The 23,496-nt window shown below is 60.4% G+C and carries 19 protein-coding genes; 9 read left to right on the top strand and 10 right to left on the bottom strand.

The genetic code is table 11. From position 1 onward, the window contains the following. Window positions 1-6 precede the first annotated feature (6 nt). Window positions 7-1,035 (top strand): sulfate/molybdate ABC transporter ATP-binding protein, encoded by a 1,029-nt coding sequence (locus NAC44_RS09035; RefSeq protein ID WP_250940084.1) that lies wholly within the window; start codon window positions 7-9, stop codon window positions 1,033-1,035. A 201-nt stretch (window positions 1,036-1,236) separates the two neighbouring features. On the opposite strand, the gene NAC44_RS09030 is transcribed toward NAC44_RS09035, so the two are convergent. Beyond that, window positions 1,237-1,812, bottom strand: coding sequence for a TetR/AcrR family transcriptional regulator (locus NAC44_RS09030; RefSeq protein WP_250940083.1), 576 nt, complete (start codon window positions 1,810-1,812; stop codon window positions 1,237-1,239). 133 nt (window positions 1,813-1,945) lie between these two features. On the opposite strand from NAC44_RS09030, the gene NAC44_RS09025 reads away from it, so the two are divergent. From NAC44_RS09025 to NAC44_RS09010, 4 genes are all read left to right on the top strand, one after another. Beyond that, on the top strand, window positions 1,946-3,058 hold the full coding sequence (locus NAC44_RS09025; protein WP_250940082.1) for an efflux RND transporter periplasmic adaptor subunit: 1,113 nt from the start codon (window positions 1,946-1,948) through the stop codon (window positions 3,056-3,058). After that, window positions 3,058-4,176, top strand: coding sequence for an efflux RND transporter periplasmic adaptor subunit (locus NAC44_RS09020; RefSeq protein WP_250940081.1), 1,119 nt, complete (start codon window positions 3,058-3,060; stop codon window positions 4,174-4,176). The genes NAC44_RS09025 and NAC44_RS09020 overlap by 1 nt, the downstream gene beginning before the upstream one ends. Beyond that, window positions 4,173-7,277 carry an efflux RND transporter permease subunit gene (locus tag NAC44_RS09015; protein WP_250940080.1) on the top strand — a complete coding sequence of 1,035 codons (3,105 nt, stop codon included), beginning with the start codon at window positions 4,173-4,175 and terminating at the stop codon, window positions 7,275-7,277. Before NAC44_RS09020 ends, NAC44_RS09015 begins: the two co-directional genes overlap by 4 nt. A 118-nt stretch (window positions 7,278-7,395) precedes the next feature. Then, complete coding sequence (locus tag NAC44_RS09010; protein WP_250940079.1) at window positions 7,396-8,919, top strand: malonate--CoA ligase; 1,524 nt, start codon at window positions 7,396-7,398, stop codon at window positions 8,917-8,919. Here the strand turns inward: NAC44_RS09010 and NAC44_RS09005 are convergent. The 3 genes from NAC44_RS09005 to NAC44_RS08995 form a co-directional block, all read right to left on the bottom strand. Continuing rightward, the gene (locus tag NAC44_RS09005) at window positions 8,911-9,897 is read right to left on the bottom strand and encodes a WD40 repeat domain-containing protein (protein WP_250940078.1); all 987 of its coding nucleotides are present in this window, start codon (window positions 9,895-9,897) and stop codon (window positions 8,911-8,913) included. The two genes, NAC44_RS09010 and NAC44_RS09005, sit on opposite strands and share 9 nt — an antisense overlap. A gap of 99 nt (window positions 9,898-9,996) precedes the next feature. Next, the gene (locus NAC44_RS09000) at window positions 9,997-11,106 is read right to left on the bottom strand and encodes a CobW family GTP-binding protein (RefSeq protein ID WP_250940077.1); all 1,110 of its coding nucleotides are present in this window, start codon (window positions 11,104-11,106) and stop codon (window positions 9,997-9,999) included. Between the two features lie 50 nt (window positions 11,107-11,156). After that, entirely contained in the window at window positions 11,157-11,978 is an 822-nt protein-coding gene (locus NAC44_RS08995) for a creatininase family protein (protein WP_250940076.1), read from the bottom strand. Window positions 11,979-12,079: 101 nt separating this feature from the next. Between NAC44_RS08995 and NAC44_RS08990 the strand changes: the two genes are divergently transcribed. The 4 genes from NAC44_RS08990 (at window position 12,080) to NAC44_RS08975 (ending at window position 15,514) form a co-directional block, all read left to right on the top strand. Then, window positions 12,080-12,631, top strand: a complete 552-nt coding sequence (locus NAC44_RS08990; protein ID WP_250940075.1) for a MarR family winged helix-turn-helix transcriptional regulator — start codon at window positions 12,080-12,082, stop codon at window positions 12,629-12,631. Between the two features lie 251 nt (window positions 12,632-12,882). Beyond that, window positions 12,883-13,908, top strand: a complete 1,026-nt coding sequence (locus tag NAC44_RS08985) for a LacI family DNA-binding transcriptional regulator (RefSeq protein ID WP_250940074.1) — start codon at window positions 12,883-12,885, stop codon at window positions 13,906-13,908. Then, the gene (locus tag NAC44_RS08980; protein WP_250940073.1) at window positions 13,892-14,047 is read left to right on the top strand and encodes a hypothetical protein; all 156 of its coding nucleotides are present in this window, start codon (window positions 13,892-13,894) and stop codon (window positions 14,045-14,047) included. Before NAC44_RS08985 ends, NAC44_RS08980 begins: the two co-directional genes overlap by 17 nt. Window positions 14,048-14,554: 507 nt before the next feature. Next, window positions 14,555-15,514, top strand: a complete 960-nt coding sequence (locus tag NAC44_RS08975; protein ID WP_250940072.1) for a 2-hydroxyacid dehydrogenase — start codon at window positions 14,555-14,557, stop codon at window positions 15,512-15,514. 26 nt (window positions 15,515-15,540) lie between these two features. On the opposite strand, the gene NAC44_RS08970 is transcribed toward NAC44_RS08975, so the two are convergent. From NAC44_RS08970 to NAC44_RS08945, 6 genes are all read right to left on the bottom strand, one after another. Further along, complete coding sequence (locus NAC44_RS08970) at window positions 15,541-16,305, bottom strand: gamma-glutamyl-gamma-aminobutyrate hydrolase family protein (protein ID WP_250940071.1); 765 nt, start codon at window positions 16,303-16,305, stop codon at window positions 15,541-15,543. A gap of 177 nt (window positions 16,306-16,482) precedes the next feature. Next, on the bottom strand, window positions 16,483-18,411 hold the full coding sequence (locus tag NAC44_RS08965; protein WP_250940070.1) for a beta-galactosidase: 1,929 nt from the start codon (window positions 18,409-18,411) through the stop codon (window positions 16,483-16,485). Next, window positions 18,411-19,505 (bottom strand): ABC transporter ATP-binding protein, encoded by a 1,095-nt coding sequence (locus NAC44_RS08960; protein ID WP_250940069.1) that lies wholly within the window; start codon window positions 19,503-19,505, stop codon window positions 18,411-18,413. Before NAC44_RS08960 ends, NAC44_RS08965 begins: the two co-directional genes overlap by 1 nt. A 65-nt stretch (window positions 19,506-19,570) precedes the next feature. After that, window positions 19,571-21,658: an alpha-galactosidase gene (locus NAC44_RS08955; protein WP_250940068.1), complete on the bottom strand. Its 2,088-nt coding sequence runs from the start codon at window positions 21,656-21,658 to the stop codon at window positions 19,571-19,573. Next, window positions 21,655-22,506 carry a carbohydrate ABC transporter permease gene (locus NAC44_RS08950; RefSeq protein ID WP_250940067.1) on the bottom strand — a complete coding sequence of 284 codons (852 nt, stop codon included), beginning with the start codon at window positions 22,504-22,506 and terminating at the stop codon, window positions 21,655-21,657. Before NAC44_RS08950 ends, NAC44_RS08955 begins: the two co-directional genes overlap by 4 nt. Beyond that, window positions 22,506-23,324, bottom strand: coding sequence for a carbohydrate ABC transporter permease (locus NAC44_RS08945; RefSeq protein WP_476726964.1), 819 nt, complete (start codon window positions 23,322-23,324; stop codon window positions 22,506-22,508). Before NAC44_RS08945 ends, NAC44_RS08950 begins: the two co-directional genes overlap by 1 nt. Window positions 23,325-23,496: the final 172 nt, after the last annotated feature.

The following is a 23,496-nucleotide window of genomic DNA, read 5'->3' as shown; positions in this document are numbered from 1 at the left end:
CGTTCGATGGATATCCGTATTGACAAGATCCGCAAGGAATTCGGCGATTTTCCAGCCCTGCATGACGTGTCGCTTGCCATCCGCTCCGGGGAGCTGATCGCGCTTCTCGGGCCGTCCGGTTCAGGCAAGACAACGCTGCTTCGGCTGGTGGCCGGGCTGGAATTACCCTCGCAGGGGCGCATCCTTTTCGGTGGTGAGGATGCCTCGTGGAAAAGCGTGCAGCAGCGCCATGTCGGCTTCGTCTTTCAGCATTATGCGCTGTTTCGCCATATGAGCGTGTTTGACAATATTGCCTTCGGTCTCAAGGTGCGTCCGGCAAAGGACCGCCCACCGAAAGCGGAAATCCGCCGCCGGGTCGAGGAACTGATCGACATGGTGCAACTGACCGGCATGGAGAAGCGTCTGCCCGCACAGCTTTCCGGTGGCCAAAGGCAGCGGGTGGCGCTGGCACGCGCCATGGCCATCGAGCCGCGCGTGCTGCTGCTGGATGAACCCTTCGGGGCGCTGGACGCCAAGGTGCGCAAGGATCTGCGCAAATGGCTGCGCGCCTTTCACGAGCGCACCGGCCACACCACGCTGTTTGTCACGCATGATCAGGAAGAGGCGCTGGAACTGGCCGACCGGGTGGTGGTGATGAGCCAGGGCCGGATCGAGCAGGTCGGCAAGGCCGATGACATCTATGATCGGCCGCAATCCGAATTTGTCTTTTCCTTCGTTGGCGAGGCGGCGAAAGTGCCGGTCCGTGTCCGCAATGGCGGGGTGGAATTTGCCGGCCAACCGCTCGGTCTTGCCGCCCGCCCGGATAAAAACCAGGCCATGCTGTTTTTCCGCCCCGGTGATATTGCCGTTAAAAGCGAAGGGCCGGCGCTTGACGGCAGGATCGTCGCCATCCGCCGCGTTGCCGGGGCGCGCATCTGCGAAGTTCAGCTCGGTTGCGAGACGGACACGCATATCGATATCGAACTGCCGCTCGATCTTGCCGCAGTGCCGGGAGAGACGGTCCGCTTCCTGCCCACACGCTGGGCGTTGTTCTAGAGCATTTCACTGTTTCACGGAAACAATGAAATGCTCTAACTCTTTGTTTTTACGCATTTCTGGACGGAAAACCGTTTTACACTTTTCCTGGAACTGCTCTAGTGGATTTTTAAGAATTTGACATTTGATCTCATTCAGCTCCACCTGACTTTTTCAGCAGCCTGTTAACCGGTTCAGTTCCGCGCCGAAACAAACCCAGCGTCAGCCGGTCTGGGCGGCGACGCCATGCAGAAAGAGATCGATGGTGGCGTCGAGATGGGTATCGATGCTGGTTTGATCCGGATATTCGACAATGCCGAGCTGCACCTGAAACAGTGACGGTCGTGTGACCATGCTCAAAAACAACCGGGCCGCCAGCCTGCTGTCCTTGCCGGTAAACTGTCGATGCGTTTGCAAAAAGCTGGCCAGTTCTCGCTCGACCCGTTCCACGCCATCGTAAAACAGGGCCGCCCCCAGTTGCGGGAAGCGCAGCGCCTCCACGATCACCAGACGTTGCAGCGCAATCGCGTCCGCTGACATCGTCAGCTCCAGAATGCCTTTGCCAAAGACATGAAGCGCCTGTCTGAGGGATTGCGCCGGTTGGTCCGGTGTCAGAACCGGCATGAGAATCTGGCGAATGGCATCGTTGACCATGGCCAGAAACAGATCTTCCTTGCTGGTGAAGCCGTTATAGATTGTCTGGCGCGACACCTCGGCCTTTTCCGCGATCATGTCGATGCTGGTGCCTTCATAGCCATGGGCGATGAACAGCGCGCAGGCGGCATCCAGAATGGCCATCTGCTTCTGTGTTAAAGGTTTTTCTAAAGAAATTCGATTCATCTCTTGCATCCTGCCTGTAAAGAGTGATAGCGATTATGGACTAGACGGTCCAGTCTAATTCTCGGATCCGTGCCGACAGGAGAGGGTGGGCATGACTATTATGGCGGGAAGGTTTGAAAAGGGGCCGCGCAGGCTTTGCGCCTGTCTTGTTGTCCTGGCGCTTGTCCCGGTGCTTACGGCCTGCGATAAACAGAAACCGGCAAGCGCGCCCTTGCAGAGCGTCAAGGTCGTCACGGTGCAGCGTGAGGATCATGAGGCCAAAGTGACGGTGACGGGCACGATCAAGGCACGGGTCGAGAGCAATCTGTCTTTCCGTCTGACGGGGCCGATCATCGCGGAAAAGGCCGATGTCGGTGATCATGTGGTTAAGGATCAGGTGCTGGCGCTGATCGATCCCAAGCAGCTTCAGGCCGATGTTGATGCCGCAAGTGCCGCCGTTGCCGCCGCCGAGGCCAGGCTGCAACAGGTCAATGCCGCCTTCGACCGCCAGAAGGCGCTTTTGGCGCAGGGCTTCACCACCCGCAGCAGTTACGATCAGGCGCTTCAGGATGTCGAGGTGGCCAAGGGCACGCTGGATAGCGACAAGGCGCAACTGTCTTCGGCCAAAGACAGTCTGGCGCAAACCGTTCTGAGAGCGCCTTCGGATGGGGTGATCACCGCGCGCACCATGGATACGGGCGCGGTTGCCCAGGCGGCGCAGACGGTGTTCGTCTTTGCTGAGGAGGGGCCGCGCGATGCCGTTGCCAATGTGCAGGAACAGGTGGTCGATATGACCGATCCGGGCGCGCCGATCGGTGTCGCGCTGCTCACCGACCCCGGTGTCAGGGCTGAGGGCGAGATACGCGAAACCGCGCCCACCGTCGATGCCGCCACCGGCACGGTCCGGGTGAAGGTGGGGCTGAAACAGACGCCGCCGCAGATGCTGCTGGGAGCTTCGGTAGGGCTGACCTTCCGCTCGGCCGCGCATAAGCGGGTCATTCTGCCGTGGACGGCGCTGGCCTCGAATGCGGGAAAACCCGCCGTCTTTGTCGTCGATCCCGCAAGCCATGCAGTCGCCTATCGGGATGTGGTGATCGAGAGCTATGAACAGTCGAAGATCGTCATCAAGCAGGGTCTGAACCCCGGAGAACGGGTGGTGACGGCGGGCGGACAGATGCTCAGGCCGGGTCAGATCGTCGAGATCGACGGGGAGGGGCGTTCCTGATGCGTGGGAAAGATGTTGTGCCGCTGCTGCTGGCAGCCCTTGTGCTGACAGGATGCGGCGATGACAGCAAGGATGCGGCAAAACCGGTCGTGCGTCCGGTTCTGAGCGTCGTGCTCGGCGAAAACGACCCCGACCAGACCGGCTTTGCCGGGATGATCCAGCCGCGTTATCAGGTGGATCTGTCGTTTCGCATGTTTGGCCGGGTCATTGCCCGCGATGTCAGCGTCGGCGACCGGGTTGAAAAGGATCAGGTGGTAGCTGCACTCGATCCGGCAGCTTTGAATTTTGCCCTTGTCTCGGCAAAAGGCAGTGTCAACAATGCCAAAGCGCAATATGACAATGCGGCGGCCACGGAAAAGCGCCAGAGCATTCTGCTGCAACAGAATAATATTTCCTCGCAGCAATATGAGGCGGCACGTCAGGCACTGGCCTCGGCCGAGGCCGCGCTTGTGCAGGCGAAAGCGTCACTGAGCAAGGCTGAAGAACAGCGCGGCTATGCCGATCTGAAAGCCGAATATGACGGCATCGTCACCGCAACCCATATCGAGGTCGGCCAGACGGTGGCTGCCGGCCAGGCGGCCATCACCATTGCCAAGCCCGATATTCGCGAGGCGCTGGTCGATCTGCCGGTGGAACAGGCAGGCCGCGTGCATGTCGGCAGCCGCTTCACTGTCGTTTTGGAAATGAACCCGCTCAAAACCACGCCCGGCCATGTGCGCGAGATTGCCCCTCAGGTCGATGTGCTGACCCGAACGCGGCGCATCAAGATCGCGCTGGACGCGCCCGGACCTGATTTTCGCATCGGCTCGACCGTCAAGGTGTTCATGAGCCGGACGGCAGATGAGGGTTTCATCGTCCCGGTCACCAGCCTTTTGACGGAAGACGGCAAGACTTTCGTCTGGATTGCCGATCCTGACAAGCAAACCGTTTCGCGCCAGGCGGTCACGGTGCTCTCCCGTTTCGACCGCGATGCCACGATCGGCGGCGCGGGACTGAAGGCCGGATTGCACGTCGTGGTCGCCGGTGTCCATTCCCTGAAAGAGGGGCAGGCGGTGAAAATTCCGCAGACCCCGCCAACTGCACCAGAGACCGCAATGTCGCATGAGGACACGCCATGACCGGTTCCCCTTCTCCGGCCAACGGGCCGGAACGGCAGACGTTCAATCTCTCCGACTGGGCGCTGAGACACCGCTCGCTGATCTGGTATTTCATGCTGATCTTTGCGGTGGCGGGGGTTCTGTCCTACATCAATCTCGGCCGCGAGGAAGACCCGTCCTTTACCATCAAGACCATGGTCATTCAGGCCAACTGGCCGGGCGCCACGCTGGAAGAGACGGTCAATCAGGTCACCGACCGGATCGAAAAGAAACTGCAGGAACTCGACACGCTCGATTACACCAAGAGCATGACGGTGCCGGGGCAGACGACCATCAACGTCAATCTTCTGCCCACCACACGGGCCGGTGCCGTTACGGCCTCCTGGCAGCGTGTGCGCAATATGATCAACGATATTCAGGCCCAGTTTCCCTCAGGCGTGCAGGGGCCGTTCTTCAACGATCAGTTCGGCGATGTCTATGGCAATATCTATGCCTTTACCGCCGATGGCCTCAGCCAGAGACAATTGCGCGATGACGTGGAAAAGATCCGCTCTGAGGTTCTGACCGTGCCCGATGCCGGACGGGTGGACCTGATCGGCGCGCAGGATGAAGTCATCTATATGGAGTTCAATCCGCAGCAGATCGCCAGCCTCGGCCTCGATGAGGCGGCAATCATTCAGGCCCTGCGCGACCAGAACGCCATTGCGCCTTCCGGCGTGATCGAAACCGGACCGGAGCGGATCAGCATCCGTGTCAGCGGCCAGTTCGTTTCGGAAAAAAGCCTGAAGGACATCAATCTCAGGGTCAATGACCGTTTCTTTCACCTGAGCGACGTGGTGACGATCCAACGGGGCTATAAAGACCCGCCATCGAGCCTGTTCCGCTATGACGGCAAGCCGGCCATCGGCCTTGCCATCGGCATGCGCAAGGGCGCCAATCTGCTGGATTTCGGCAAGGCGCTCAGGGCAAAAATGCAGAAGGTCGAGGCGGATCTGCCCATTGGAGTCAGCATCCATCAGGTGTCGAACCAGCCTCAGATCGTCAAGGATGCCATCGGCCAGTTCACCAGGGCGCTGTTCGAGGCGGTGGTGATCGTGCTGGTCGTCAGTTTCATCAGTCTTGGCATGCGGGCCGGGCTGGTGGTGGCGCTCGCCATTCCGCTGGTGCTGGCCATGACCTTTGTCGGCATGGAGTATCTGGGCATCACCTTGCAGCGCATCTCGCTGGGCGCCCTGATCATCGCGCTCGGCCTGCTGGTCGATGACGCCATGATTGCGGTGGAAATGATGGTGGCGCGGCTGGAAGAGGGCGACAGTCTGGAAAAGGCAGCCACCCATGTCTACACCTCCACCGCCTTTCCCATGCTGACCGGCACGGCGGTGACGGTGGCGGGCTTCATTCCCATCGGGCTGAACAGCAGTGCTGCCGGTGAATTCACCTTCACCCTGTTCGTCGTCATCGCGCTGTCTCTGGCGCTCTCCTGGATCGTTGCCGTGCTGTTTACCCCGCTGATCGGGGTGACGATCCTGCCACGCAAGCTCGCCCATCATGCGGCCGGGCCGGGTCGCTTCCTCAGTGCCTTCAAGCGGCTTTTGCTTGCGGCCATGCATTATCGCTGGGTTACGATTGGCGTGACGGTTCTGGTCTTCGGCCTGTCCGTCTTTGGCATGAAATTCGTCCAGCAGCAGTTTTTCCCCTCATCGGATCGCGACGAACTGCTGGTGATCTGGAACCTGCCGCAAAATGCCTCGATCCTTGAGACCAAGGCGCAAATGGACCGTTTCGAGAAAAGTCTCGCGGGCGATGCCGATATCGACCACTGGTCGTCCTATGTCGGACGCTCGGCTGTGCGTTTTGTGCTCTCTTACGACGAGCAGCCCTCTGCCGACAATTATGGTGAGATCGTCATCGTTGCCAAGGATCTCGAAGCCCGCAACCGGCTGCGTCAGCGCGTGGATGCGCGGCTGAAAAAGAATTTCGTCGGCATCGACGTTTATACCACGCTGCTGGCGCTCGGGCCGCCCTCCGGCCGTCCCATACAATATCGCGTCAGCGGCCCCGATATCCAGAAGGTCAGGACCTATGCCGCCGAGATGGCGGGCATCCTTGGCAGCGATCACCGGCTGACGCCACCGACCTATGACTGGAACGAACCGGCGCGGGTGGTGAAGGTCGATGTGCTGCAGGACAAGGCGCGCGAACTGGGGGTCAGTTCCAGCGATATCGCCTCGGCGCTGAACGGCACGGTCGAAGGCATCAACATCACCCAGATCCGCGATAGTATCTATCTGATCAATGTCGTGGCGCGTGGGGTTGAGGGCGCACGCGATTCCATCGAAACGCTGCGCAATCTGCAAATGCCGAACCGAACCGGCAATGCCATTCCGCTGGGGGCGATTGCCCGTTTTCATTATGCGATGGAGCAGCCGCGCATCTGGCGGCGCAACCGCCTGCCAACCATTACCGTCTCGGCGGGCATCATCGACAGCACCCAGCCGGATACCATCGTTTCGGCGCTGAGTACCAAGGTGAAGGCCTTCGCCGCCAGCCTGCCGCCGGATTATGGCGTGGCGGTCGGCGGCCCGGTGGAGGACAGCGCCCAGTCCCAGGCGCCGATTATTGCGGTGCTGCCGCTGATGCTGCTGATCATGACAACGATCCTGATGGTGCAGCTGCAAAGCTTCCAGCGTCTGTTCCTGGTGTTTTCCGTCGCGCCGCTGGCCTTGATCGGCGTGGTGGCGGCGCTTTTGCCCAGCGGTGCGCCGATGGGTTTCGTTGCCATCCTCGGCATATTGGCGCTGATCGGCATTCTGATCCGCAATTCGGTGATCCTGATCGTGCAGATCGAAACCCTGATCCGCGATGAGGGCAAAACGCCCTGGGATGCGGTGGTCGAGGCGACGCTGCACCGTTTCCGCCCGATCATGCTGACGGCGGCGGCGGCAAGCCTTGGCCTCATCCCCATTGCCCGCGAGGTGTTCTGGGGCCCCATGGCCTATGCCATGATGGGCGGCATCATTGTTGGCACGGTGATGACACTGATTTTCCTGCCGGCGCTTTATGTCGCCTGGTTCCGCATCCATCCGGATGACAAGAGCGACAGGGAACGGCCCGCTGCCTGATCTGCCTGCCTGATCTGGCCGTCTTTGCCGCCTCGGGGACTTGCCAAATGGATGAGGAGGGTGAATATCCTCTTCTTCTTTTCAAAGACATTGGCTTTTCTTCTCAAGGAGTTTTGGCATGGGCAATCATCTTTTCGATGCGATACGTGCAGGTGTCGATCCGCACGCGACCTTCATCGAAAAGCCGGATGGAACGGTGATCACCTATGCTGAAGCGCTGGCTCTGTCCGGGCAATTGGCTGCGGCACTGGTCTCCCTTGGCGTTCAACCGGATGACCGGGTGGCCGTGCAGGTGGAAAAAAGCCCGGAAGCGCTGATGCTCTATCTGGCCTGCGTGCGGGCCGGCGCCATCTATCTGCCGCTCAACACCGGCTATACGCTGGCCGAGCTGGATTATTTCATCGGCGATGCCGAACCGGCGCTTGTGGTGGTCACACCTGAGACGGAGGCGGGCATCATGCCGATTGCCACCGCCAAAGCGGCGAAGGTGGCGACGCTGGACGACAGGGGCGGCGGCAGCCTGATGGCGCTGGCTCAAAGTCAGGACCCGGATTTTGCCGATCGCGCGCGGCTGGCCGACGATCTTGCCGCCATTCTCTACACATCCGGCACCACCGGGCGCTCCAAGGGCGCGATGCTCAGCCATGACAATCTTCTGTCCAATGCCCTGACGCTGAAGGAATACTGGCGCTTCAGCGCCCGCGACCGGCTGATCCATGCCCTGCCGATCTTCCACACCCACGGGCTGTTCGTCGCCTCCAATGTCACCATGCTGTCCGGCGCCTCGATGGCCTTCCTGCCGAAATTCGATGCCGATCAGGTGGTGCGGCTTTTGCCCTCCTCCACGGTGCTGATGGGGGTTCCGACCTTTTATGTGCGGCTGTTGCAGCATCCGGGCCTGACGCGTGAGCAGGTCTCTTCGATGCGGCTCTTCGTCTCCGGGTCTGCGCCGCTTCTGGCGGAAACCCATCGCCAGTTCGAGACCGTGACCGGCCACGCCATTCTCGAACGTTATGGCATGACCGAAACCAATATGAACACCTCCAACCCCTATGACGGAGACCGCATTGCCGGAACGGTCGGTTTCCCGCTGCCGGGTGTCAGCCTGCGTGTTGCCGATCCCGAGACCGGTGCCGTTCTGGCGGCGGGGGAAACCGGCATGATCGAGGTGAAAGGCCCGAATGTGTTCAAGGGCTATTGGCGGATGCCGGAAAAAACCGCCGCCGAATTTCGCGCCGACGGCTATTTCATCACCGGCGATCTCGGCCTGATCGATGCGCGCGGCTATGTGCAGATTGTCGGGCGCGGCAAGGATCTGATCATTTCCGGCGGCTATAACATCTATCCGAAAGAGGTCGAAACCGAGATCGACCAGATGGACGGGGTTGTCGAAAGTGCCGTCATCGGCGTCAGCCACCCGGATTTCGGCGAGGGTGTCACTGCCGTCGTGGTGAAAAAGCCGGGCGCTGCCGTCACGGAAGAAACGATTATCAGTGCTCTGCAGGACCGGCTGGCAAAATACAAACAGCCGAAACGGGTCGTCTTCGTCGATGACCTGCCGCGCAACACCATGGGCAAGGTGCAGAAAAACAGCCTGCGCCAGACCTATGCCGATCTTTATCAGGCTGACGGTTCAGCCTGAAATATCGATCACGCCGCAATCGCCCGCTTCCGAGGCAAAGGCGACCAGTTTGCCGTTGGTACTCCAGCTGAGTGCCGTGATGGCGCCTTTGCCGGGGCGGCGTAACAGCGCTTCCTTGCCATCGGCAAGGCGCACGGCCAGCACCATGCCATCGATGAAGCCGATGGCCAGCACCTCTTCCGCCGGATGAAACGCCACCTGCGTCACCATGATATTGGCGCGGGTGCCCAGCTCCATCGGGGCTTTGCCCATCGGGCCGTCCTTGCCGGCAAAGGGCCAGACAATGGCCGCCGGCGCACCGGAAGAGGCAAGCCACTTGCCCTTGGCCGACCAGGAGATCGATTTGACCTTGGCCGGATAGCCGGTCATGCGCATATGGCGGGTGTCGCTGCCGGCACCATCCAGTTTCCAGCCATGCAGGGCATTTTCCTGCATGGTGGTGACGACGAAACGATTGTCCGGCGAAAAACTGACGCCGGTATGTGCGCCTTTCCATTCCAGATCGACGGGCTGGCCTTCGGCAGCGGCAAAGCGCAGCGTCACGCCATTATAGCGGGCAATGGCAATACGCAGGCCCTTGGGGGCAAAGGCGATCCCCTCAACCGTTCTTTCCTCGGGATATTCATGCACGGCACCACTGGCCAGCCGGACAAAGGCCGATTTGCCATGGGCATAGGCAATCGCTCCTTGCGGACCGGCTGCAACAACGGAAATCCATTTGCGGGCCACATGCGCCAGTTCGATGCTGGTGCCATCATGGGCGACCCGCAGCACCTTGCCATCCTCGCCGCCGGTCAGCAGTGTCTGACTGTTGTCGTCCTTGACGGCGCAGAGCAGGCCGTCATGCAGATTGACGCTGCGCTCGCCACCATCCAGCCAGTGAAAGGAACCGGCAGCAGTGGCGAAAACCGGAATGTTTCCGAGAAAGGCTGCGCTGATAACGTGGCCTTCCAGATCGAGCGGCGCGACAGTGGGCATGAATTCTTCTCTTCCGGGTCTTTTGGGTCTGAAACGGCTGGTCCGTTTGATGACAGGCCCTTAGGCAAGGCCTGTCGGATGTCAGCAGCAAAGCGCTGATTACGCTTCGCAAGCCTTGAAGCTCTTTTCAAGCTTTTCGCGGTCCAGTTCGCGACCGATGAAGACCAGACGGGTTTCGCGCTTTTCCGTGTCTTTCCACGGACGCTGATGATCGCCTTCGATGATCATGTGCACGCCCTGCACCACATAGCGCTCCTCATCGCCCTTGAAAGCGATGATGCCCTTGAGGCGCAGAATATTCGGCCCATCCGTCTGCGTAACCTTCTGAATCCACGGGAAGAAACGTTCCGGGTTCATTTCGCCGCCGCGCAGCGAGATCGAGGTCACCGTCACATCATGGATCGGCGAGGGGCTGCCGTGGTGGTGATGGCCATGATCGTGGTGATGATGGTCATGATCATGGTGATGGTGGTCATGGTCGTGTCCATGATCATGGTCATGATGGTGATGATCGTGGTCGCAATCGGGACCGCAGACATGGTCCGGGTGGTCGTGATCGAGGAAATGCGGATCGTTTTCCAGCGCCCGTTCCAGATTGAACGCGCCCTGATTGAGCACTTTGGCCAGATCGACGCCGGAACGGGTGGTGGAATAGATGCGGGCGGAGGGGTTGATGGCCCGCACGATATCCTCGATCTGATGCAGTTCCTCGTGGCTGACGAGGTCGGTCTTGTTGATCACCACGACATCGGCAAAGGCGATCTGGTCTTCGGCCTCGCGGCTGTCTTTCAGGCGCAAGGGCAGATGCTTGGCATCGACCAGGGCAACCACGGCGTCAAGCTCGGTCTTGGCGCGCACGTCATCGTCCATGAAGAAGGTCTGCGCCACGGGAACCGGATCGGCAAGACCGGTGGTTTCAACGATAATGCCGTCGAAACGGTCCTTGCGGCGCATCAGCCCTTCGACGACGCGGATCAGGTCGCCGCGCACCGTGCAGCAGACGCAGCCATTGTTCATTTCATAGATTTCCTCGTCCGATTCGACGATGAGATCGTTGTCGATGCCGATTTCGCCGAATTCATTGACGATGACGGCATATTTCTTGCCATGGCTTTCGGACAGAATGCGGTTGAGCAGCGTGGTCTTGCCCGAACCGAGATAGCCGGTCAGCACGGTGACGGGAGTGGGTTTGAGGGCGGCTTCACTCATGGGAACCTCGCAAGGGATGAGGCGGGCCAGTCCCCGCCGATGTTATTGTGTTACCCCATATAAGGGCTCGGCGGCGACAGTTCAAAGGCTTTCTCCACATCGAAAGCATGGATGTCCTCGATCAGCTCGATCAGACCCCTGACGGAATGGGAGAGCAGCGCCTCGCCCTTTTCGGCGCTGGCCCGGCTGGCCTTGCCGGCGGCGCCCATTGCGTTGAGATCGGCCATTTTCCAGCCGAAGGCATGGGGGCCATAGGCGCGCAAATGCCTGAAGCGGGAGATGAATTCGCTCTGGCGTGAGGAAAAGTCCTCCGCCTTGTCCATTCGGACCAGATCGGCCCGCAGCGCCAGCATGACCGAGGTTTCGATCTCGCCCGCATGAATGTCGATAGCCTTGTCTTCAGGGGATATGAGACCCTCCGGCACGCCGAACCGGGTCCAGCTCGTCGCCACGGCCAGCATGTCGAAGCGCACCCGCGCTTCCGTCGCCACAATCGTCATCAGTGGTGAATTGCCGCCATGGGCATTCAGCATCATCAGCTTGCGGATGCCCTGTCGGCGGAGATTTTCGGCCATGGCGAGCCAGCGGTCTATCGCCTCGCCATAGCCAAGGCTCTGCGTGCCGGCCACATCCATGTGTTCGATGGAATAACCGATCGGCTCCACCGGTAGAAAGGTGACGGGCAGGTGATCCGGCAGGACCTCGATCAGCCGGTCCACCACCCCGCGGGCAATGAGAGTGTCTGTCTCGAAGGGCAGATGCGGCCCGTGCTGTTCATGGGCGCCCAGCGGCAGCACGGCAATCCAGCCTGCACGGGCTTCGGGCGAAAGGTCTGGATCATTGTCCTGATAGCGGATGGCGGGGCGGTGCATCTGGTCTCCGGCTCCATTTTTGTTTATGCATCATGGCGTTGGTCTTGTATCGGCACGGGATCGGGCTTGCAAACGCCCATGCAGACAGACGGTGGGGCACGATGGCAAAAAAGGACAAGTCCGATAAGAAGAAAAAATCGGGCAAACTCAAGGATGCGACGCTCAAGCCTGTCGAGGCAAGGGATGCGGACGTCAAACACAGTCGTGATGTTGCAAGCGGCGAGATCGGCATGGCCGTCATTCAGGCGGCACGCAGTTTTCGCACGGTGCAAACGCGGCATCTGGCCGATTGCGGGCTTTATTCCGGGCAGGAAAGCGTGATCCTGCAATTGGCCAATGAGGACGGGCTGACGCCGGGGGCGCTGGCGCAGAAGCTGGGCGTGAAAGCGCCGACCATGACCCGCACCATCGGCCGCATGGAGGCGCAGGGCTTTCTCGAACGGCGCGGGTCGCAGACGGACCAACGCCTGACAAAGGTGCATCTGACGCAAGCCGGACGGGCGACGCTGGAGAAAATCTCAGCCGCCAATGCCGCCGCCGAAGCTGCCGCCACCCGCGCCATGAGCGCCAAGCAGATCCGGCTGCTGCTTGCTCTGCTGGAGGCCATGGATGACAATCTCCATCGCGATGAAAGCCTCATTCCTCCGGCATGAGCCGGGCTTGGCCTCCGGCATGAGCCGGGCTTGGCCTCCGGCATGAGCCGGGCTTGGCCTCCGGCATGAGCCGGGCTCGGCCTCCGGCATGAGCCGGACCTGGCCCCCGGCATCAGCCGGGCCCGGTGAAGTCTTGCCCGCGCGGGTATGAAGATTTTCATTGCCTTTCCATTTCAACTGTTTAATTAAATTCTTTAAATGTGACAATTGCAGCGGCGCATAACAAGGCTTTGCCTTGATCAGGAGGGGGAATGGCACAAAAGGTCAAGCTTTCGACCATTGCTGACAGTCTGGGACTGTCGACGGCAACGATTTCGCTGGCGCTGCGCGACAGCCCGCTGGTGGCTGCCGATACGCGCGAAAAGATCAAGGAACAGGCCCGGCTTCTCGGTTATATCTATAACCGCCGCGCGGCGAGCCTGCGCACCTCGCGCTCCGGCATTATCGGGGTTGTGGTGCATGACATCATGAACCCGTTTTACGGCGAAATCCTGAAAGCCATCGAAAGCGAGCTGGACCGCTCCCGCCAGACCTTCATTCTGTCCAATCATTACGACTCGGTGGAAAAACAGCGCAATTTCATCGAGACCCTGCTGCAACTGGGCGGCGATGGCGTGATCATGTCACCGGCTATCGGCTCGCCGCCGGAAGACATCATGCTGGCGGAAGACAATGGCATGCCCGCCATTCTCGTTGCCCGCTCGCAGGACGGGCTGGCGCTGCCGACCTATCGCGGCGACGATGCCTATGGCATTTCGCTGGCCACCAACCATCTGATCGGCCTCGGCCACCGGGTGATCGCGATGGTCGGCGGAACCGACCAGACCTCGACCGGGCGCGACCGCTATCAGGGCTATGTCAATGCGCTGCGCAAGGCGGGCATCGAGGTGGACCCGAACCTGCGGATTGCCGGACCGCGCACCAAGCAGGGCGGTTTCGAGGCGGCGGTGCATTTTCTCTCCCTGCCGCAAAAGCCGACCGCCGCCGTCTGCTGGAACGATCTCGTTGCCATCGGCCTGATGAACGGCATTTCCCGCGCCGGTCTGGTTCCGGGCCGGGATATTTCCGTCACCGGCTATGACGATCTGGAAGAAGCGGCGATTGCCACGCCCTCGCTCACCACCGTCTGGAACGGGCAGGCGGAAGTGGGACGGCTTGCCGCCCGCGCGCTTCTCGACAAGCTCGCCGGCAGCCATGAGCCGGATGGTATCCATCTGATCAAGCCGGAAATGCGCATCCGCCAATCGACCGGACCGTGTCATGACAGGCGGGCATGAAGACGTTCTGGCGAAGCCGGACAGAGAGGATGGGGCCGAAGAGGCTAAAGCCCTTCTGAAACTTATCCATAATGAAAGGATCGAGCTTCTGGCAACCTATCTGAACGGTATTGGCATATCCATTTTCGCCGTCGGTTGATTTGCGCCCATCATATCGGGCTTTTCCAATGCCAGAGGTCTCACCCTGCCTTCAATGTTTATTAGCACTGCTTGCTTCCTAGCCTCTGTTGCCATACATTATATGGCAAGTTCTGTGCTGAAAAGGATGAAGCCATGACGACAATGGACTTCTTTTCACTGCTTTTGATGCCTGCCGCCGGACTGGTGATTGCGGGTGCGGCGCTTTATTTTGCCAACCACATGCGTTGACGGGCTGTGGCGATCACTCCCAGCGTCTTTTTCTGATATAGAGTGTCCTTTGTGATCGCTGGTGATGGACTAGACCGGATTGTCCTTCGTATTTACCCATTCCATGGATAGGGCTTATATGGATCGGTCCTGTCGACCGGAGCAAAGATGTATGCTGAACTGGGCAAAAAGCGGGTTCTGACCTTTTTCCTTTTCTCCCATGGCGGAATGTCATTATAGTCTTGTCTGACTGAAGACTTTTCATCCCGTTGTCATCAAGGTGAGATCGATCCATCCCATGAGCAAGCCTGTCATTCTTCTTCTTGGAAAAATTCATCCCCGTGTTGTCGAGCGTCTGCAGGACGGTTTTCACCTGCTGCGCACGCCGCCCGGCCAGCCGGTGGTGCTGTCGGAGGATGAAGCATCATCCGTGCGGGGCATTGCGGTGGCGGGCGTGGTCCCCGGCGCCTTGATCGATAGCCTGCCAAATCTCGAAATCATCGCCAATTTCGGCGTCGGTTATGACGGGGTGGATGTCGCTGCCGCTTCGCGTCGCAATGTTATCGTTACCAATACGCCCGACGTGCTGGATGACGAGGTGGCGGATACGACGATCGCGCTTTTGCTCAACACGCTCCGGCGTTTTCATTCGGCGGAAACCTATCTGCGTGAGGGCCGGTGGGAAAAGGAAGGCCCCTTTGCCTTGAGCCCGCTGTCGCTGCGCGGCCGTCATGTCGGGCTTTACGGTCTCGGCCGGATTGGCGGGGAAATCGCCAGCCGCCTCAGACCGTTCAAGGTCAAGATCGGCTATCACACCCGCTCGCAAAAGTCGGGCGTGGATTATGATTATTATCCGACGCTGGAAGCGCTGGCCGAAGCGGTGGACACGCTGATCTGCATCGTGCCGAAGACGGCTGAGACCCATAAGGCGATCAATGCCGATATCCTGAAGCGGCTTGGACCTGAGGGCGTGCTCATCAATGTCGGGCGCGGCTGGAGCGTCGATGAGGACGATCTGATGGCAGCCCTCAAGGCTGGCACGATTGCTGCTGCCGGTCTCGATGTCTTTTATGAGGAGCCGAAAGTTCCGGCCGGTTTCTTCGACCTGCCGAATGTCTCGCTGCTGCCACATGTGGCCTCGGCCTCGGTCGTCACCCGCAATGCCATGGCCGATCTGGTGGTGGACAATCTGATCGGTTGGTTTGAGAGCGGCACGGTGAAAACCCCCGTGCCGGAAACGCCTGTCGCCAAAAAATGATCAGGCTGACGATCAAGGTATAATGATCATGCTTTGATCAGGCGCGCTGCCGCATAATCGCTGACGGCAGCGCCGAAGGCCTCGAACAGGGCGCGCGACGGGGTGTCTGTCGCGGCCCAATATTCCGGATGCCATTGCACGCCGACGGCAAAACCCTTGGCATCGATGACCGAGACAGCCTCAATGGTGCCGTCATCGGCAAGGGCTTCGGCAGCAAGGCGCGGCGCAATCTGCGAGATCGCCTGCCGGTGCAGGGAATTGATGGTGATCGTGCCGGATGTGCCGAGATAGCGGGCGATGCAGGAGCCTTCCCTGATTTCCACCGGCTGGCGGATGGCATAGGCCTGATCCCGGTCTTCGATATCGGGCTTGCGGTGGTCCCAGCGGCCCGGCTGATCCTGAATTTCACTGTCCAGCGTGCCGCCCAGCGCGACATTCAGCTCCTGAATGCCGCGGCAAATGGCAAAAAGCGGGATGCCGCGCTCGATGGCGCGGCGAATGAGCGGCAGCGAGGTTGCGTCTCTGGCCCTGTCGAAGGGGCCGTCGCTGTCTTTGGCCTCCTTGCCGTATAGGCTTGGATGCACATTGCTCGGAGACCCCGGAATGACGACGCCATCGACCCGGTCGAGAATGGCGTCGATGTCGGCCCCCGTTTCCAGCGCGGGAACCAGAACCGGCATGGCCCCTGCCACCTGCAACACCGCCTGCACATATTGATCGAGCACGGCGTGCCATTTGGCATTGGCATGGGTCTGGCTGTCGGCGGGAAGGGCGACGAGAGGCTTTGGCATGATCGGTCCTGAATGATTTCCTGCATGATTCCTTCAATCGGAAGCGATGTAAGGAATCAGGCAGCAGATTGAAACAGCGACAGCGAAGCATCGTGCGCCATAGAGGCCGCACGATGCTATCGTGCAGGTTTTGTTGTTTGCCAAACCTGCCTGCAAGTCAATCGGGAAAACCGCTTCTCACCGCCAGACGGCAACACCCTGTGGCGGAAGCTCCGGACCGCCGATCAGGAAATTGCCGCTGACCGGAATGCTCCAGCTCGTTGGCCCATAATTGAAGGCGAAGGTCAGATCACCACGGCGGCGCAGACGGATCTGCGGCGGCAGCGGCAGCGTCGTCAGACCGGCGCGCTTGGCCAGCAGGCAAAGCGTTGCCGTCAGCAAGGTCTCATCCGGCCAGCAGGCGAGATAATGATGGCCGTTCTGCTGCGTCAGCGCCGGATCGCCATTGCCGAAACGGGCGAGAACCTCTGCCGTCGTCTCCAGATATTCGCGCCAGCGGATCGCCACGCCTGACACCATGCCTTCGACAGGATCGGCCAGACCAGGACGCAGCGAGGACGTCTGGGTGATGCGGTTGCCGGTCAGCGCCGCCAAGGGTCCGGGCGGCAGATTGGCGGGAATGGTGAAATGCCGGTCGCGTGAGCCGGAACGCGGCCCGTAAAGCACATGCGCCTCGGTTTTTTCAAGCGCTGAAAGCGTTGCCTCATCCACATGGGTCATGCAGGGCACCACCACCAGCCTGTAGCCGTCAAGCGAAGCGCCCGGACGGACGAAATCGACATCGAGACCGAGACGGCGCAAGCCTTCATACCAGCGGAAGGTCAGTTCCTCGAAACGGAAATCCTTGCCCTGCGGCTGGATTGCCGTCGCCCAATGACTGGCATAGTCATAAAGGATGGCGACGGGGGCCTTTTCGCCTGGCGGCAGCGCGCCAAGGGCGGCCAGTTCCTCGCCTGCGGTTTTCGCTTCCAGCCCGCCAACGGACCATTCGTCAAGGCCGGGCAGGTTGAGGCCGGCATGCATCTGTTCCTGGGCAAAGGGGGCCTGACGCCAGCGGAAATAGCTGACGACATCTGCGCCATGGGCGAGCGCCTCCCAGGTCCATAACCGCACCATGCCGGGTTTCGGCACCGGGTTCCACGGCGCCCAGTTGACCGGGCCGGGCTGCTGCTCCATCACCCAGAACCGGCCCTTGCCGACGGCGCGGTAGAGATCATGATGGTAAGGCGCGATGTCGGGATGGGAGGTTTCCGCCCAGCGGTTGCGCTCCTCCTCGCTGAAGGGGAATTTTTCGACAAAGCCGATGGGATAGCTGTCCCAGCTGGCGAGATCGAGATTGTCGCCGACCTTGAAATGATCGAAATCCGAAACGAAGCCCATGAAATTATGGGTGACGAAACGGTCGGGCGAATGTTTGCGGATGATCTCCACCTGCATCAGGTCATAGGCGGCGACCTGATCGGAGGAGAAGCGCCAGAAATCATGGCGCTGGGCCGGGTTTGGCTCGGTCACCGTGCCGGTTGGCAGCTCGACCTCGTCGAAACTGTTGAATTCCATCGACCAGAACACGCCGCCCCAGGCCTCGTTCATCGCCTGAGGCGTCTGGTAGCGCAGTCTCAGCCACTGGCGGAAGGCCTTCAGGTCTTCCGGTCCCCAGGAGATGGTCGTGTTGTGGCAGCCATATTCATTGTCGGTCTGCCATCCGGCAATGGCGGGATGGGTGCCATAGCGCTTCGCGATGATCTCGACGATGCGGGCACTTTCCCGCCACCAGCTCTTGGAGGAAAAGCTGTAATGACGGCGCGAGCCGAAGCCGCGCACACGGCCATGCTCGTCATAAGGCGCGATGTCGGGATGCTCATCCATCAGCCATTTCGGCGGCGTGGCGGTCGGCGTGCCGAGCACCACCTTCAGCCCGGCCTTGTGCAGCACGTCCAAAGCGCGGTCCAGCCACTCGAAAGTAAACGTGTCGCGCTGCGGCTCCAGCCGCGACCAGGCGAATTCGCCGACGCGCACGAAGGAAATGCCAAGCTCGCGCATCCGCCGTGCATCGGTTTCCCACTGGGTTTCCGGCCAGTGTTCCGGGTAGTAGCAGACTCCAAGCATTAACGCAGATCCCCATTGATGACGGCAAGGCCAGCCTCGTCGAAGAGATGGCAGGCGGCGGCGGGAACGCCGACAGAGAGAGTTTCGCCCGGCCTTGCCTTGGCAAGACCATCCGCCTTGACGGCGATATCGCAGCCATCGGTCAGCGTGACGAAGAAGAGGGTTTCCGAGCCGAGATATTCGGCAAGCGTGACGGGAAGCGGCAGAACGAGGTCGCCCTTGCCGGTGGCGTCGAGATGTTCCGGGCGCACGCCAAGCGTCATCTTGCCCGGCTTCACCGTTTTACCCCTGGCGTCGAGATGGAGAACGCCGCCGCCGGGCAGGGTTACGGCCAGCTTGCCATTGTCGGCGGGTGCGACGGTGACGGGCAGGAGATTCATCTTCGGTGAGCCGATGAAGCCTGCAACGAAGAGGTTTTTCGGACGGTGGTAAAGCTCAAGCGGCGAGCCGACCTGCTCGATCTTTCCGGCAGACAGAACCACGATCTTGTCGGCCATGGTCATGGCCTCGACCTGATCATGGGTCACGTAGATCATCGTTGCCTTCAGCTCCTGATGCAGCTTGGTCAGCTCCGTGCGCATCTGCACGCGCAGCGCCGCATCGAGGTTGGAGAGCGGCTCGTCGAAGAGAAACACATCCGGTTCGCGCACGATGGCGCGGCCAATGGCGACGCGCTGGCGCTGGCCGCCGGAAAGCTGGCCGGGCTTGCGCTCCAGCAACGCATCCAGTTGCAGCATTTTTGCCGCTTTTTGCGTGCGCTCGTCGATCAGGGCTTTGGCATGGCCGGTCATTTTCAGGCCGAAACCGATATTGTCGCGCACGCTCATATGCGGATAGAGCGCATAGGACTGGAACACCATGGCCACCCCTCGTTCAGAGGGGCCAACCTTGGTCATATCCTTGCCACCGATCGACAGAGCACCGCTCGAAATATCTTCAAGCCCGGCGATCATCCGCAACAATGTCGATTTGCCGCAGCCCGACGGTCCGACAAAGACGCAGAATTCGCCATCATCGACGGTCAGATCCACGCCCTTGATGACGCTGAGGGCGGCAAATTGTTTGGTCACGGCCTCAAGGCGCACGTCAGCCATGATGGGTCCTTTTCGGTTTTCCAGACGCCCGTCCTGTCAGCAGGACCGGTTTCAAAGCGCCGGTGTTAGTCTTCAGGTGTCAGTTCCAGCAGAATGGCGCTTTCGGGCCGCAGCATGGGCAGGGCAAGGCCAATCCGGCTGGTGTCTTCGAGATGAAATCCGATCTCACCTTTCAGGAGCCTGTCCTGCATCGGCGAGGTGCGGATGAAATCCGGTCTGTCCGGGTGGATGAGCTTGATCCGCCAGCGCCCGCCTTTTTGGGTGATGGCGGCGGGCAGTTTCAGCGGCTCGGGCTGTTCATTGACCATTTGCGGTCCCTGGGCGATAAAGAGCGCGATGTGATCATCGCTTGCCGCCCCCCAGGCATAGCGCCCGTCGCGCGGCTCCAGCCGGAAGTTTGCCCCCGGCCTGTGTAAGAGCGGACGCAGGCGCTTATAGCTTTCGATATAGGTTTTCAGCTCGGCGCGTTCGGCCTCGTCGATCTCCAGCGGATTGAGCTCGACGCCAAGGTGATAGGCCATGGCCACCAGCGCCCGAAACGACAGGCTGTGGCGACGGCCGGTCTGATGGTTGGGCGAGGCCGAGACATGGCTGCCGAGGATTTCCGGCGGCACGAAGACGGAGGCGCCGCGCTGGATTTCCAGCCGCTCCAGCGCATCGGTGCAATCGGAGGTCCAGACCCGGTTGGTGCGGGCCAGCACACCATAATCGATGCGCCCGCCGCCAGATGCACAGCTTTCGATCTCGACCGAAGGATGGGCGGCGCGGATACGGTCCATCAGCGCATAAACGGCGCGGGTCTGGGCGGCGGTCTTGGCCCTGCCGTCGCGGCCAGCGGCATGGGTGAGATCGCGGTTCATGTCCCATTTGATATAGGAGACGGCATGGTCTTTCAGCACGGCGTCAATCTTGGCGAAGAGATAATCGCTGACCTCCGGCCGGGTCAGGTCCAGCACCAGCTGGTTGCGTGACAGAAGCAGCGGACGGCCCTCCACCTGCAAGGCCCAGTCGGGATGTGCCTTGAACAGCTCGGAGACCGGATTGACCATTTCCGGCTCGAACCAGATGCCGAATTCCATGCCAAGCGCGGTGACGTGATCGACAAGCGGCGTCAACCCTTCGGGATATTTGCGCGGATCGATATCCCAGTCGCCAAGGCTGGTGGTGTCGTCGTCGCGGCGGCCAAACCAGCCATCATCCAGCACGAAGCGCTCGATGCCAAGTTCGGCGGCAGCGCTGGCCTGCGCCTTGAGCGAGGCCATGCGGTGGTCGAAATAATTGCCTTCCCAGGTGTTGAGCATAACCGGGCGCGGCTTCATCACCCCACCCGGCCAGGTGAGGAGGCTTTCGCGGACAAAGGCATGCAGCGCGGCGCTGTCCGGCCCGGCATAGGCTTTCGGGCTGTCATAACGCGCGCCGGGGGCAAGGATCATCTCGCCCGGCTCGAACAATTCACCCATATGCACAAGGCGGCGGCCATCATCCAGCCGGTCGATCACCGTCTGGTGGTTGCCGCTCCAGCCGAGGGTGACGGCAAAGCTTTGCGTCTCGGCCTCGACCACCAGCATGGGAAAACGGTCATGCGAGGTGCGGCCCCGGCGGCTTTCGCGGCTCCAGATGCCGTCGCCAAGGCTTTCGCGCCGGGTCTGAAACTCGCGGCCCCACATGCCGGTAAAGGTGAGGATCTCGACATTTCCGGCGGGGGCGAGAAAGCTCGCGGCCATGGCGCGGTCGAGCGCATAATCGGTTTCGCCAAGATTGACGATGCGGCTCGACAGGGCGATGACGCCGCTGTCAAAGGCTTCTATATGGAGGGTGATGCCGATTTTAGCGATGCTGTCTTCTGCCGAAAGCAGGGTTGTCCGGCCCTCGGTTGTGACGCGCCAGCCGGAAAATTGCAGGATGAAATCGCGGCCCTGCCGATGACCGGCAAGGGCAGGCCAGCCGAAAAAGCCCATGCCGCCGGTGGGCAGCAGCACGGCGTTGGGGGCGGGCTGATCCATGCCGTTGATGCGGCTTGAGCGTTCAAACCCGGCAAGATCCGTGCCGATGGCCGATTGCGCGCCAAAGCTTGCAATCTCCGGCATGCCGCTCTCCGGCAGGCTGAGGCAAAGGGCAAAATCCTGACGTCCAATGGTGATCATCTTGCTCATCCCTTCGTGGCTCCCAGCGTCAGGCCGGCAATGAAATGCCGCTGCATCAGAAAGAACATGGCAACCGGCGGCAGCGCTGCGACAATGGAACCGGCAGACACCAGTTGCCAGGCGGCGACCCATTGGCCGTTCAGCGCATAAAGACCGGCAGTGACGGGCATGGCGTTCTGGCTCTGCACCAGCACGGTCGCCCAGAAATAATCATTCCAGACAAAGGTGAAGACCAGCACGGAAAGCGCGGCAATGGCCGGGCGCATCAGCGGCAGCACGATATGGCGGAAAATCTTCCATTCCGAGACGCCCTCGACACGGGCCGATTCAATCAGGGCAAAGGGCAGGCCCTTGATGAAATTGCGCATGAACAGCGTGCAGAAGCCGGTCTGGAAGGCGACATGAAACAGCACGAGGCCGGTGACGGTGTCATAAAGCCCGAGTTTCAGCGTCAGATCGCGCACCGGCACCATCAGAATCTGGAAGGGAATGAAATTGCCGGCGACGAAAACGAAGAACAGCACCAGATTGCCGCGGAACTTATAGGTGGCCAGCGCAAAGCCGGTCAGGCAGGACAGCGCCACCGAACCGATCACGGCGGGAATGGTGATCTTGAACGAGTTGAGGATATAAAGACCGATCGGCGAGTTCTGGAACACGGCGGTATAATTGGTCACCCCGGCAAAGCCGGAGGGAATGCCGAAATAATTGCCCGCGGCAAGATCGCTGGCCGGGCGCACCGAGGTGAGCGCCACGCCGATCAGCGGCAAGAGCCAGAGGAAGAGCGCCACCGGCAGCATGAGCTGATAGCCGATGCGGATGGCGGGCGAGGTTTTTTCAATCGGGGTCGGAAACATCAGGCGTTCCTTTCCTGCTTCAGCATCCGCACGATGAACAGCGTGATGAACACCAGCATGATCAGGAAGAGAACCACGGCGATGGCCGCGCCATAACCCATGCGATAGCCATATTCCGACAGCGCCTGCTCATACATGTAATAGGACAGGACCTCGCTTGCGCCGTAAGGACCGCCTGAGGTCATGATCGAGACAAGGTCGAAAGAGCGCAACGCCCCGATCACCGTCACCACCATGGCAATGAAGGTGGCAGGCGCAAGCTGTGGCAGGATGATGTTTTTCAGCATGGCCCAGCCCTTGGCGCCATCCATGCGGGCCGCTTCCACCTGTTCCGGATTAATGTTGTTGAGGCCGGTCAGATAAAGGATCATGCAATAGGCCGTCTGCGGCCAGAGACCGGCGGCAATGATGCCATAGGTCACCGTGCGGTCATCGGCGAGAATGGCGATGTCCGAGCCGGTCAGATGCTTGAGCAGCACCGAGAAAAGGCCGAAATTCGGCGCATAGAACCAGCTGAAGATCAACCCGACAACCACCTGACTGATGACGAAGGGGAAGAAGAACAGGGATTTATATACCCGGATGCCGATCACTGTCTGATTGAGAAACAGCGCCACGGCAAGGCCCGCCGGAATGGCGAGAAGATAGAGAACCAGCCAGAGAACATTGTTCTTCAGCGAGGTGTAAAAGGCGTCGTCACCCAGCAATTCCCTGTAATTGCCAAGGCCGATCCAGACTTTCGGACCAAGCCCGTCCCAGGAATAGAAGCTGATCCAGATCGACTGGAAGATCGGCAGGATGACATAGATGATGAACATCACCAGACCGGGGGCCAGAAACAGCAGAGGCGCAAGCTTCTGTTGGTTGCGCCTGAAATAGCCTTGCGCGGATCGTGATGGCAGAGGGGCGCTGTTACTCACGGCGGCACCTTGTTATCGAGGGGGAAGGGTGGCCGGATGCCACAAGACGCGACACCCGGCCCTTGGGAGG

The organism is Allorhizobium sonneratiae, assembly GCF_023700755.1.
GTDB classification, from domain to species: domain Bacteria; phylum Pseudomonadota; class Alphaproteobacteria; order Rhizobiales; family Rhizobiaceae; genus Allorhizobium; species Allorhizobium sonneratiae.
This window is presented reverse-complemented; position numbering and strand designations above follow the sequence as displayed.